Annotated in this window: 10 protein-coding genes; 7 read left to right on the plus strand and 3 right to left on the minus strand. The window is 53.3% G+C overall.

Annotation, left to right across the window (positions count from 1 at the left end):
* Nucleotides 1-46: 46 nt before the first annotated feature.
* On the plus strand, nt 47-946 hold the full coding sequence (locus tag HSRCO_RS09200; protein WP_259517350.1) for a glycosyltransferase family 2 protein: 900 nt from the start codon (nt 47-49) through the stop codon (nt 944-946).
* A gap of 21 nt (nt 947-967) precedes the next feature.
* On the opposite strand, the gene HSRCO_RS09205 is transcribed toward HSRCO_RS09200, so the two are convergent.
* On the minus strand, nt 968-2,074 hold the full coding sequence (locus tag HSRCO_RS09205) for an alpha-2,8-polysialyltransferase family protein (RefSeq protein ID WP_259517351.1): 1,107 nt from the start codon (nt 2,072-2,074) through the stop codon (nt 968-970).
* A gap of 417 nt (nt 2,075-2,491) precedes the next feature.
* Here HSRCO_RS09205 and HSRCO_RS09210 point away from each other — a divergent pair, with 417 nt between their 5' ends.
* Nucleotides 2,492-2,953 (plus strand): dTDP-4-dehydrorhamnose 3,5-epimerase family protein, encoded by a 462-nt coding sequence (locus tag HSRCO_RS09210; protein ID WP_259517352.1) that lies wholly within the window; start codon nt 2,492-2,494, stop codon nt 2,951-2,953.
* Between the two features lie 5 nt (nt 2,954-2,958).
* Nucleotides 2,959-4,032 (plus strand): glucose-1-phosphate thymidylyltransferase, encoded by a 1,074-nt coding sequence (locus HSRCO_RS09215; protein WP_259517353.1) that lies wholly within the window; start codon nt 2,959-2,961, stop codon nt 4,030-4,032.
* Between the two features lie 178 nt (nt 4,033-4,210).
* On the opposite strand, the gene HSRCO_RS09220 is transcribed toward HSRCO_RS09215, so the two are convergent.
* Complete coding sequence (locus HSRCO_RS09220) at nt 4,211-5,101, minus strand: NAD(P)-dependent oxidoreductase (protein ID WP_259517354.1); 891 nt, start codon at nt 5,099-5,101, stop codon at nt 4,211-4,213.
* 50 nt (nt 5,102-5,151) lie between these two features.
* On the opposite strand from HSRCO_RS09220, the gene rfbB reads away from it, so the two are divergent.
* The gene (rfbB, locus tag HSRCO_RS09225; RefSeq protein ID WP_259517355.1) at nt 5,152-6,075 is read left to right on the plus strand and encodes a dTDP-glucose 4,6-dehydratase; all 924 of its coding nucleotides are present in this window, start codon (nt 5,152-5,154) and stop codon (nt 6,073-6,075) included.
* Nucleotides 6,076-6,098: 23 nt separating this feature from the next.
* Complete coding sequence (locus HSRCO_RS09230; RefSeq protein ID WP_259517356.1) at nt 6,099-6,968, plus strand: glycosyltransferase family 2 protein; 870 nt, start codon at nt 6,099-6,101, stop codon at nt 6,966-6,968.
* A gap of 18 nt (nt 6,969-6,986) precedes the next feature.
* On the opposite strand, the gene HSRCO_RS09235 is transcribed toward HSRCO_RS09230, so the two are convergent.
* Nucleotides 6,987-8,180, minus strand: coding sequence for a glycosyltransferase family 4 protein (locus HSRCO_RS09235; RefSeq protein WP_259517357.1), 1,194 nt, complete (start codon nt 8,178-8,180; stop codon nt 6,987-6,989).
* A gap of 163 nt (nt 8,181-8,343) precedes the next feature.
* On the opposite strand from HSRCO_RS09235, the gene HSRCO_RS09240 reads away from it, so the two are divergent.
* The gene (locus HSRCO_RS09240) at nt 8,344-11,571 is read left to right on the plus strand and encodes an oligosaccharyl transferase, archaeosortase A system-associated (protein WP_259517358.1); all 3,228 of its coding nucleotides are present in this window, start codon (nt 8,344-8,346) and stop codon (nt 11,569-11,571) included.
* Complete coding sequence (locus HSRCO_RS09245; protein WP_259517359.1) at nt 11,568-12,503, plus strand: DUF368 domain-containing protein; 936 nt, start codon at nt 11,568-11,570, stop codon at nt 12,501-12,503. Before HSRCO_RS09240 ends, HSRCO_RS09245 begins: the two co-directional genes overlap by 4 nt.
* Nucleotides 12,504-12,542 lie beyond the last annotated feature (39 nt).

Below are 12,542 nucleotides of genomic sequence, written 5' to 3' on the forward strand. Positions count from 1 at the left end.
AAATAGACAAAAGATTATCTTACTCGGTTGAAGATAGTCATATGAGATGAGTCCAAGGTACTCCATCGCAATAATCCACCTAAATATGGTTGATACTGTTGCGCAATCATTAACGAGTATTCTAGATCAAATAGGCTCTGAATATGAAGTAGTCGTAGTAGATGACGGTTCCACCGATGGCAGCGAAGAAATTCTGAAACGACTAGAAAATGTATATGAAAATCTCAAGATAGATTTTCATGCGGGAAATGAAAATCATGGCGAAGCAAGAAATCATGCGGTTCAGCTTGCCGAAGGTGAGTATATTATAGGCGATATTGACGCTGATAACGTCTACTGCCCATCAATAGAAGAATTCGTGAAGATTTACCACCAAATAGAAGACGTAAAGGAAGAGAATTTTATGCTTCTCGGAACTGGTATTTACATTGCGCCTCGACAATTGCTAATCGATATTCCATATCGTAGTATTGGATATGGTGAGGACAGAGATCTATATAGGAGATTGCTTGCAAAAGATGCGTGGCTAAGTTTGAGTCACAGGGGAATTAGTGCAGAAATTGGGTACCATGACTCGATAATTGATTGGATTACGAACGGTGTCGAAACTATATCCAATCAATTTCGGAGCGGGGTCCATTTACTTCCTTATCTGAAATGGGCTGCAGAGGAAATGGTAGGAAAGAGGACCCGAATTTCGAAGGTGCGGGGTGCAATGCATCTCTCCGTGGCAATTCCCGCATATGTGAATTCTATGCGGTTTGAAAAGTTAAAAACGCCAGAAAATTTTCAAGATATTGGAAAATTCAAAGAAAAGGTCGTGGAAAATCATATGACGTTATCGCAAATGGAGGATAGATTTGGCATTAGTGTTGATCGAGAATCACTAAGGGCGACTGGAAAATGGCTTTACGATATCAATGAACTTACACCGAGAATCGACTGAAATTCGAATTGCAAAGCATAATTAAAGTATCGTGACAATATTTTCAGTCAAATTCAAGAAGTGATCAATATTATCGCATAGCCTGTCGGATGATGTATAAGACCTCAATAAATTTGCTGCGGTATAACTTTGGATATCAAATATCGCTGCTGCAGTTAGTAACGCTGTGCTAGTGAAGCCTACGACGGAATCGGGATCCGAGATATCATAAATTTCCTCAACTGGAATCGATTTTGCCAAAACTTCGACAGAGTCGTATCTGGATTGTATTGATTCATATTTATCCTCAGTCTCCCTTGGGTGTGGCTTGATTCCTATGTGAGAGTCTCCTGGCAGCTGAGATATAATATCGTGGATAAGAGATAATTCATCATTTTCAGAGAGATCGCTTGCCTCACCGAAAGGTTGTGTGATAATTATGCAGTCATATTCTTGAATGGATTTCTCCACATGGAAGGTTTGGCGGTAAAAACCGGCGATGTCATCATTAACACTAAGCTTGGAATCCTCAAGTGAAAAAATATGGAAGGTTTTGATGGTAAATTGCTGTAACAATCGCGATTCGATTAGTTTGTGAATTTGTCCGACTGTATCAGCCACCACTTGCCGCAGACCAGAATCTAAATCAAACTTTCGTAATCGGTCTTTGCGATTAATTTTCCGAAATTCTTCCTGCTTAATATAAGTGCCGAACCCTTCATCAATAGTAATGAATTGAGGAGAAAAGTATTCATAAAAATGACGACCGATTGAAAGCAAGTTAATGTCTGGCTTCATTGGGGCAATGATATAGAGTATATTTCCGCTATCAGATAGATTCTGATGTAATAATTCCTTTGTAGATGAGATATTTAGCAGCATCCACGATAGAAAGTTGTCTTCGAATATATCGTCCCAATAAAATACATTAATATCGTCATCAAGGTAACTAAAATCATTCTTTTCCAATAAATAACCATCTGCTAGATGGGGCTTGATGAGAATTATACCTTTTGAAAGATCATATTTTAAGGCTGCTGCTCGTATTCCCCGAGCATGGAACGGAGTGATAGCCATTGCTACAAATTCAATATCCTCAGGTATACGTGACATAGCCAAACCTTTTACCGACACGTTCATTGGGTTCATTATAATTGTCCATCCAAGTAGGTGTATTTGACTGTTATTATGAATGATTATTACGCTTCCAGCCATCATCATAAACTAAATATTCGTGTTTCATAGAATTGGAGCAGTTAATTATTGAAGCTCCGCACGAAAAAACCCTTTCAAAATCACTTCATTCATTCAGATTTTGATCATAAGACTACCATTATACCGTTGTTAAGATTGCGGGGAACCAATAACATCTGTTCACTGAAGACCTCGAAAAGGGGGGTCGCCGCGTTACGGGTCTTCCCTCTTTGACGTTCTCTGAGTCGAGAACTTCCGTAGTCCAAACCAAAGAAATCAGGCTCTCTAGTTGAAATTGGGTCTCCTGCTGATCTGGACGGTTTTTCGGAAGTTACATAACCACTAAGTACACGCCATTTTAGGTACTAGACGATGATTCAAGGGGTAAAAACACGAAACTTGGAAGTCAATACTGACGAACGTGGACACCTCGTCGAAATGTTCAGGGAGGATTGGGACATTTACGACCCTTCTCCAGCGATGTCGTACTTCTCTCTCTCTTATCCGGGAGTCGTCCGTGCCTGGCACCGACATACCCGAGGACAGGTGGACCACTTTGTCGTCCCACAAGGACATGTGAAGGTTGGCATCTACGACGACCGTTCTGACTCCCCAACTCAGAGTGAACTTAACACATTCGTAATCGGTGAACACAATCAACAGGTGATTCGAATACCGGGGGAATGTTGGCACGGCTTCAAAGTCGTAGGTAATGAACAGGCCCTCCTAATCAACTACCCCACCAACCTCTACGATTACGACGACCCCGACGAAGAGCGCCTTCCTCCAGACACGGACAAAATTCCGTTAGACTGGGACGAGGAGACCCACTGAAGACAATGAAAGGAGTGCTCCTCTCCGGTGGCACTGGCTCTCGGCTTCGGCCAATTACGCATACTGGACCGAAACAGTTGGTCCCAGTGGCAAACAAACCAGTGCTCCAGTATGCGATTGAGGCGTATCGGGAGGCGGGAATCACGGAAATCGGGGTCATTCTCGGAAATACGGGCCGAGAAGACGTCCAGGAATTCCTGGGTGACGGCTCGGACTTCGGCGTTGAGATCACGTACATCGTTCAGGGTGAACCACTTGGACTGGCACACGCCGCCGGATGTGCAAAGGATTTCGTTGGTGATGACGACTTCGTGATGTTCCTGGGCGATAATATACTCAAACAGGGAATCTCCGATCTCGTCGATAGTTTCAAGGCGGGAGATTACGCGGCCGGAATCGCATTACAAGAGGTAGACAATCCCCAACAATTTGGAATCGCCGACGTCGACGAAAATGGAACCGTTCAGGAGCTCATCGAAAAACCAGACGACCCACCGAGTAATCTCGCTCTGATCGGCATCTATGCCTTTTCGCCACTCGTCTTCGATGCCATCGATGACCTGGAGCCCTCCTGGCGCGGTGAACTCGAAATCACTGATGCCATACAGTCATTACTCGACGATGGCTATGCAATCGACTCACACGTCGTGGAGGGATGGTGGAAGGACACTGGGAAACCGGAAGACATCTTGGAGGCAAATCGTCTCGTACTTGAGCAGCATCCCGGGGGGCTCAACGGGACTGTCGAGGACGGGGCGACAATCGAGGGATACGTCGACCTGCACGCTACTGCCAAAGTAGAAGGAAACGCCGTCATTAGAGGCCCTGTCAGTATCGCTGAGGGAACGACAATCAAGGACGGGACGTACATTGGACCGTACACCTCGGTCGGACCAAACAGTACGATAGAGAACACGCACATCGAGAACAGTGTCATCATCGGCGACTCGACGATAACGACATCGGAGAAAATCGTCGATAGCCTCCTTGGCAGTGGGACGGTCATATCTACTGCTGAAGGCCTCAAGCCAGAAGGGAAGCGACTGATCGTCGGGGAGAATTCGAACCTCAAATTGTAACGATGAAAATTTACACCACAACGTGTGAACAATGCGGTACCGTCGTCGCAGGGAATATTCTCGAGAAGCGCCGCGAAATAAAGTGCCCCAGAATTACCTGTGACAACGTCCTCTCGTTTTCAGATCTGCCTGAAGAGGCGCAGAACCATCTCGAAGCCCATACAGATCGATACGCTGTTTAATCGGACAGCGACCTCGCAATAAAGGACACATCAGCATCTACTGTCGGAACGGATTCAGTGAGTTCCTGGGCGATCTTATCCGTCGCAAGACAGCTGTATTGTGGGCGTTCTGCGAGAAAATCTACAGCAGACATCGTCGATGAGTGGAGAGTGCCTTTCAAATTGAGGGACTCCGTGAGAATCCGGCCGAGCTCCTTCGGAGTTACGCATGAAGAAGATGCCACGTGGAAGTGGCCAGACGCACCCCTTTGAATCAGTGAAAGAATTGCCTGCGCAGCGAAGCCCACACGGGTCGGCGTGATTCGCTGATCGGTGAAGAGGGAAACCTCCCCTTCAGATTTCAGCTGGTCTCTGACCCAGGCAGGGAATCCATTCAATTGTCCGGTAAACCCATGAATTCCGTAATTGAATGACGTTCGAACGATTAGAGACTCCGAGTCCACCTCATGGACGCCAATTTCCCCGGCTAATTTCGTTTGCCCGTATGCCTGTACGGGGTTCGGCGCTGATTCTTCGGTGTATGGGGTTTCAGTACCCCCATTGAAGACGTAATCAGTCGAGATCTGGACAAAATCAATCCCACGTACACGACACCGTTTGGCCATTTTACGTGGTGCCTGGGCGTTGATTTGGAAAGCCTCGTCACGATTTTGCTCACATCCATCCACGTCCGTCATCGCCGCACAGTTGATAACGACATCAGGCCCGTAGCGATCGAGCACCCGTTCAAATTTGTCCCCGTCTCGGATATCCAACCGCTCGAACGTTCCTTCAGATTCTGGTGATTCTGAATGAAACGTGCCGACGACTTCCATCCCCGCATCCTGAGCAGAAGAAAAGATGGCACTTCCGAGAAGACCAGTCACACCCATGACGAGGATTCGCATACCCAATGAACACACCTTTATCCTACATAGGTGCTACTGACTCAAATAGAATGAGAATCCTCGTCACAGGTGGAGCAGGATTCATCGGCTCAAATTTTGTAAAGTACGTTTTGGAAAATCGGGATTACGAAGTAACTACCCTAGATTCTCTGACATACGCAGGAACCAGAGAGAATCTGGATTTTGCCGTCGATGATCCGAATCATCGATTTGTAGAGGGAGATATTCGCGATGAAGAAGTCGTTGAAGACCTACTGTCCGAAGTGGATGCAATCGTGAACTTCGCTGCAGAATCTCACGTCGACCGTTCTATCGATGGATCGAAACCCTTCGTTTCGACGAACATAGAGGGCACACGCGTGCTGCTTGACTTAGCTCTAAAGGAGGATATCGACACGTTCGTCCAGATCTCCACCGATGAGGTGTACGGGGAAGTACTAAAGGGGGTATTTTCGGAAACTGACCCCCTCGAACCACGTAATCCGTATGCTGCGACGAAAGCGAGCGCGGACCTTTTGGCAATGAGTTATTTCACGACTCACGATTTGCCGGTGATCGTCACGCGGTCATCGAATAATTATGGGCCCCGTCAGCATCCTGAAAAGTTAGTTCCAAAGTTCATTAAACGGGCAAATGAAGGGAAATCACTCCCCGTATATGGAGACGGAAGCCAGGTGCGAGAGTGGCTTTATGTCGAAGATAACTGTCGGGCAGTTCTTTCGGTTCTCGAGGCTGGCGAACCTGGTGAAATTTACAATATCGGAAGTGGAGTAGAGAAAGAGAATATCGAAATGGCAATAACCATCGTGGAAATGGTCGGGGCATCAGCAGACCTAATCGAATATGTTGAAGATAGACCCGGTCACGATCAACGATATGCCCTCGAAACAGAGAAGATTGAGGCACTTGGATGGCAACCCGAAGTAACGTTTCAAGAAGGGATGAGGCGGACCGTTGACTACTTCAGTCAGTAATTCAGGGACCAGATTTTGTTCCGATGACAGACTTACAAAGCGAACTCCCCTCCGTTGCAATAATCACGCTCAACTGGAACAACTACGAGGATACGGCGGCGTGTCTTCGGTCGCTGCAGGAGGTCGAGTACTCCAATTTCGAGGTGTTCGTTGTCGATAATGGTTCGGAAGACGACTCGCTGTCAAAGCTCAAATCGGATTTTCCCGAAATTGCGTATATCGAAAGCGAAACGAATCGGGGCTTCGCAGCGGGGAATAATTTGGCTATTAAACGTGCAATAGAGGAGAATTTCGATTACGTTCTTCTTTTAAATAACGATACCGTCGTTTCGAAAAACTTTCTGACACCACTCGTGCTAGTGGCAGAAAATGAACCGAACGTAGGTATCGTGGGCGGAATCATCAAGGAATTCGACTCGGAGAAAATCTGGTATGGGGGAGCGCAATTTTTTTCACATGTTGCGCGTGCAAAGCACAGCAGAAATATCCAAAAGAATATCCCCTATTCAACGGGGTACATCACTGGCGCGCTCATGCTAATATCAGCATCCGTCATTGATGACATCGGATACCTCGACGACTCCTACTTTTTCGGCATGGAAGATGTCGAATACTCTCACAGAGCAAAACGGAAAGGCTGGGAAATCCGAGTCGTGCCATCTTCACAGATTCAACACAAGGTCAGCGGGACCGCTGGACAAGACAGCCCGTTCTGGATCGAAAACCGGACGAAAAACAGATTCCACTACGCACAAACGTACCTCCATCCACTGTCGAGGATAATATTCTATAGTGCCTTCACAGTGGAGACAATCGCCAAACTCATCTTTTGGACGATACGTGGTGATGAGCCTGTCGCGAAATGTAAATCAATCCTGAGAGGAATATTGTAGAAGAGATTTTTGGCGAGATCAGTCAACCAAAGCGTGCAGATTTGAACGGATATGACGTGATGACGCTTCCCAGGTGTATCTGTGAGTGGCAGTATTCCTCGAACTGGTACCAATCTTCTGGCGTTTTCTTGGTGAGGCCGCAAGGTCGGAGATAGCATCTGAAAAATCGGAGATGCTTGCCAAGATTGCATCATTTCCCTCTTCAATGTCCGTCCCACGAACCCCAAACGGCGTCGACACCACCGCCAAACTCCTCGCAAAGTAATCGATGAGTTTGATATTCGTTCCACCACCGGAGATCATCGGATTGAGTGCAATGTCGGCGAGGTCGAAGTGGGCTTCGTAATCATCTTCTACATACCCAGCCACAGTGACGTTCTCTGGAATCTCCCGAAGCGAGAGCGCATTCCCGACACTTCCCATTATGACGAACTCGACGGAGGGTAACTCCTTGGCCACCTTCAACACCTCCCCGGCAGCCTCAACGTTCGGCTTGTAGTTACTCCCCATGAACAGACAAACCGTCGCGTCCTCGTCAATGCCGTACTCCCGCCGCAATCGCTGTGCTGCTGGAGATTCGGGCCGATGTTCGCGAATCGCGTCTTCGTACGTCCCGTTCGGGGCCACGATAGTCGGTACACTCGCACCGAAGTCCTCCTCGTACACCGTGGCGTCCCGCTCACTCGTGGTGATGATCGCGTCGGCGTGGTCAACTGCATACTGTTCCAGCGTTCGAACCCATTCGATAGTTCGCTCCTCGAAAAGCGGTTGCTCGATGTCACCGAAGCGCTCCGTCTCGACGTTGTGACTCGAGAAGACGAGTGGCGTGTCATCAGGCACCATCTCGTGGACCGTCTTGAACTGCCACGGTTCGCGCGCGATTACTACGTCAGCCCACTCGATTCGATTAGCGAGTCCGTCGCTAGCCAGACGCAAACTATGTCCTGCGAGGAGATTTGGATAGCCGAGGAGCATCGGCACCTTCGTGGCTTCGTGAAGTGGGTGGAGATGGCGATATTCGACGTAGTCTTCGGCGATTTCGACGCGGCGGCGGACGTCCAGGTCTTTGTACATCCCCGGCGATCCTCCCTGGCAGTAGCGAAACACGCTGTCGCCGAACTTGGGAAATTCCTTCACGAGTCCATGGGACCGATGGTCGCCCCCCATACGGGGTGGATAGCTAACGTACGGAACGACCTGCAGGACGTTCACGAGTTTTCCTTTTCATCGAATTTAGATGGGTCTTTCGAGTTTGGGTGATCTTATTGGCCGAGTCGAAAGGTCGAACTCTGTCTTCAAATGTAATTATTGTCCACCCACCGTCGAGATGAGAAGATGACAAGGCTTATTCGACTTCTGAAAGTGCCTACGACCAATGAGCGACGACGCCGAGACAGACGCCGATTCTGCCGGCCTCGATACCGACAGAATCACCGCCCTCCTCGAAGATTGGTATCACCTCCCCGCGCTGGCCCTGATTTTCGCCTTTATGGTGTGGGTCAGACAGCGGTCGTGGTCGAACTTCGTCGTCGACGGCCAGGTGTTCCTCGGCGGCAACGACCCCTGGTACCACCTTCGCCAATCGACGTACACTGTAAACAATTATCCTGCAACGAGCCCCTTCGATCCCTGGACTGGATTCGATACTGGAGTTCACTCTGGCCAGTTCGGAACACTATTCGATCAAGCAATTGCAACAGTTTCGCTGATCATCGGCCTTGGAGATCCTTCAGGCCAGCTGATCGCCACGGTCACCGCCTTCACACCGGTAATCGTCGGGGCCTTGGTTGCCATCCCGACCTATCTCATTGGTCGCCGCCTCGGCGGACGAATAACTGGTGTCCTTGCGGCAATCGTCATGGCTCTCCTCCCTGGTCTCATCCTCTCTCGTTCTCTCGTCGGCACCGCGGACCACAACATCGCCGAGCCACTGTTCATGTCTTTCGCGGTCTTCGCCCTGATGGCCGCAATCGGAGTGGCCCAGCGCGATAAACCTGTTTACGAGCAACTCCGTGAGTTCGAGTACGCATCACTGCGCCGTGTTCTCGGATATGGTGCCCTTGCCGGAGTCGCTACGGCGCTCTACATGTACGTCTGGCCACCAGGTATCCTCCTCGTCGGCGTCTTCGGCGTTTTCGTCCTCGTCCAGATGACCAGCGAGATGGCCGATGGCGAGAGCCCGGAGCACCTGGGCATCGTCTCGGCGGTCGCGATGACAGTCACTGGCGTCCTGATGCTCGCGCGACTCGAAAGCGCGAGTTTCAGTGTTTCCGGCTACTCCTTAATCCAGGTCATCTTCCCACTCGCAGTCGCCGGCGGCGCGGTTTTCCTCGCCTGGCTCGCCCGCGAGTGGGACACAAAAAGAATTGACCCCTGGTACTACCCAGGCGCAGTCCTCGCCACACTCATAGTCGGCGCTGGTGTCGTCTCAGTCGCGATTCCCCGCCTCTTCTCGCTCGTTACGGGTAACCTCCTCCGCTTCGTCGGCTTCTCCGCCGGCGCGGCGACCCGCACCATCGGCGAGGCCCAACCATTCCCCCTCTCCATGTCCCAGCAGTACGGGCTCAGTCAAACTGAAGTCCTCTTCCACGAGTACGGCTTCACGTTCTTCCTCGCGTTCGGCATGCTTGCCATCCTCCTGCTCGAACCCCTACTTCGTTCACAGAACAACAAAAAAATCGGCCTCGCCATCGCCCTCCCGGTCGTCACGGGCATCTTCCTCGCGGCCCCCATCGTCCCGCAGTCCCTGGGCGGCCTCTTCGGCGTCGACCCCACGATCATAAGCATCGCGGTCGTCGGCTCCCTGCTCGCCCTGACCGCGGTCGCGGGCACCTACGACGGCGAGCGCATGCTGATCGTCGTCTGGACGGTCTTCATGCTCTCCGCCGCGTTCACCCAGGTCCGCTTCAACTACTACCTCGCGGTCCCGGTCGCCGTCCTCTCGGCGTGGCTGCCGGTCTACGTCTTCCGCTCCATCGGATACACCATCGACCGCGAGAAACTCACGAAGCCGGACTGGAACGCCTACTTCGCCATCGCAACCGTTCTACTCTTGCTCATCGTCCCGCTCGCGGTCCCAGTAGGGTTAACAAACGACCAGGGCCAGACCCTGGAGAAGCAGACCGCCTGGCAGGTCGGCGACTCCACCGGCCCCGGGTCGGTGACCCTGTGGGAAGACACCCTCGACTGGATGGTCGACAACACGCCCGAGGAGGGGAACTACGGCGGCGCGGACAACGCCGACCAGTTCGAGTACTACGGGACCTACGAGTACACCGACGACTACGACTACCCAGAGGGAAGTTATGGCGTGATGAGCTGGTGGGACTACGGCCACTGGATCACCGTCCTGGGCGAGCGCATCCCGGTCGCCAACCCCTTCCAGCAACACGCGACCGAGGCCGCCAACTATCTGCTCGCCGACGACGAGGAGACCGCGAACGAGCGACTCGCGGTCGTCGAGGAAGACGACGCCAAGGTGCGCTACGTCATGGTCGACTGGCAGATGGTGGAGGGCAAGTTCGGCGCGCCCGTCACCTTCTACGACGCCGGCGAACTCTCCCAGCGCGACACCCAAACCCAGATCTACCAGGTGAACCAGGAGACCGGGAGCGTCCAGCCCGCAGCCACGCTGCGTACCCAGCGCTACTACGAGTCGCAGATGGTCCGGCTGTACAACTACCACGGCTCGGCCACCGACCCGGCACCCATCGTCGTAAACTGGGACGTGGACACCGTCGAGACCGCCAACGGCCCGGTCCAGATCCCCGTCGTCCCCGAGGACGGCCAACTGGTCAGACAGGACTTCGAGAGCGTCCAGGAGGCCCAGCAGTACGCCGAGGAGGACGGCTCCGCACAGGTCGGCGGCTTTCAGGGCATCCCCGAAGAGCGCGTTACGGCCCTCGAGCACTACCGCCTCGTGAAGGTCAACGACGGGCCCGAGAACGCGAATCAGCGCGCCGTCAAGCTCTTCGAGAAGGTCCCCGGCGCGACCGTCGAGGGCCAGGGCCCCGCCGATAGCGAGGTGACCGCCCAGGTCGAGATGGAGATTCCATCGCGCAACACCACGTTCACATACACCCAGCACGCTCAGACCGATTCGAACGGCGACTTCGCAATGACCCTCCCCTACTCGTCGACCGGCTACGACGAGTGGGGCACCGACGAGGGCTACACCAACGTCAGCGTCCGCGCGACGGGCGATTACCAGTTCAGCACGCCGCCGACCGCCGACGAGAACCTCACCGTCAGCAGCTACACCGCCACCGCGGACGTGACCGAAGGCCAGGTCATCGGTGAGGACGACTCGACAATTACCGTCGACCTCGAAGAGGAGGTCCTTCAGGAGCCCGAGGGCGCCAACCAGACGGGCAACGAGACAACGACGACCGACGGCAACGAGACCATCACCGACGGCAACGAATCGACCGGTGACGACACCGAGACCACGACAGACGGCGACTCCCTGACGACCACGACCGAGGGCGACACGCAGACCACCACCGCGAGCGAGTCGCTCGCACCGATAGCGCCAGCCGCCGTCACCGCACCGCTCGCCCCGACTGCCCTCCTCGCACCGATCACGAGCGCCCTCCCCGCATGACCACAGCCCGCGAACTCCTGGTAGTCTACCTCAAGGGGTTCGCGATGGGGGCCGCCGACGCGGTCCCCGGCGTCTCAGGGGGTACCATCGCCCTCATCACGGGCATCTACGACCGCCTCATCAAAGCCATCGCCGCGCTGAACGTCGCGGATGGGCTGGCACTCCTCCAGGACCTGCGCCGACCACAGGACCCGGCTGCCAGAGCGTCTGCGCTCGACCGCGCCACCGAGTTGGACCTGTTCTTCCTCGCCGTCCTGGGCGTCGGCGTCGTCACCGCCGCGGTGACCGCCGCGAACGTCATCGAGTGGGCGGTCCACGCTCACGCGGGCCCGACGTACGCGTTCTTCTTCGGTCTGATCGTCGCCTCCGTCATCGTCCTGCGCGACGAGATGGTCCTCGACTCGCCCGCCGGCTGGGCGGTCGCGCTCGCTGGCTTCTTGCTCGCCTTCCTCGTCAGCGGCCTCTCGAACGGGGCAATCGAAGACGGCCCGGTCGTCCTCTTTTTCTCGGGTGTCATCGGTATCTCCGCGATGGTCCTCCCGGGCATTTCGGGCTCGCTCATCCTGCTCACGCTCGGCCAGTACGAAACCATCGTCGGGGCGGTGGAAGCACTCACGAGTGCCGCGTTTGCCCTCGACCTCACAGTGGCCGTCGCACCGTTCGTGACCCTCGCTATCTTCGCGAGTGGCGCACTCGTCGGCATCCTCTCCTTTGCCCGGGTCGTCGCGTGGGCGCTCGAACACCATCGCGTCCAGACGTTGACCTTCCTCGTCGCGTTGATGGTCGGAGCGCTCAGAGCACCAGGCGAGCGAGTCTACGCTGCCACGCCCGAATGGACCGTGCTCGTCGCCGCCATCTTAATCGGCTGGGGCGTCCTCGGGGCCGTCGCGGTCCTCGGACTGGACGCGATGACCGACGAGATCACGTATTAGCCCGATATCCGAACCGTTGAAAGATGCCGTCGAGAACGG

Origin of the sequence: Halanaeroarchaeum sp. HSR-CO (genome assembly GCF_024972755.1) — an archaeon.
Lineage (GTDB): Archaea > Halobacteriota > Halobacteria > Halobacteriales > Halobacteriaceae > Halanaeroarchaeum.

Coding starts and splice junctions, on each gene's coding strand:
- HSRCO_RS09200 (WP_259517350.1), top strand. CDS start 47: ATGAGTCCAAGGTACTCCATCGCAATAATCCACCTAAATATGGTTGAT.
- HSRCO_RS09205 (WP_259517351.1), bottom strand. CDS start 2,074: ATGAACCCAATGAACGTGTCGGTAAAAGGTTTGGCTATGTCACGTATA.
- HSRCO_RS09210 (WP_259517352.1), top strand. CDS start 2,492: ATGATTCAAGGGGTAAAAACACGAAACTTGGAAGTCAATACTGACGAA.
- HSRCO_RS09215 (WP_259517353.1), top strand. CDS start 2,959: ATGAAAGGAGTGCTCCTCTCCGGTGGCACTGGCTCTCGGCTTCGGCCA.
- HSRCO_RS09220 (WP_259517354.1), bottom strand. CDS start 5,101: ATGCGAATCCTCGTCATGGGTGTGACTGGTCTTCTCGGAAGTGCCATC.
- rfbB (WP_259517355.1), top strand. CDS start 5,152: ATGAGAATCCTCGTCACAGGTGGAGCAGGATTCATCGGCTCAAATTTT.
- HSRCO_RS09230 (WP_259517356.1), top strand. CDS start 6,099: ATGACAGACTTACAAAGCGAACTCCCCTCCGTTGCAATAATCACGCTC.
- HSRCO_RS09240 (WP_259517358.1), top strand. CDS start 8,344: ATGAGCGACGACGCCGAGACAGACGCCGATTCTGCCGGCCTCGATACC.
- HSRCO_RS09245 (WP_259517359.1), top strand. CDS start 11,568: ATGACCACAGCCCGCGAACTCCTGGTAGTCTACCTCAAGGGGTTCGCG.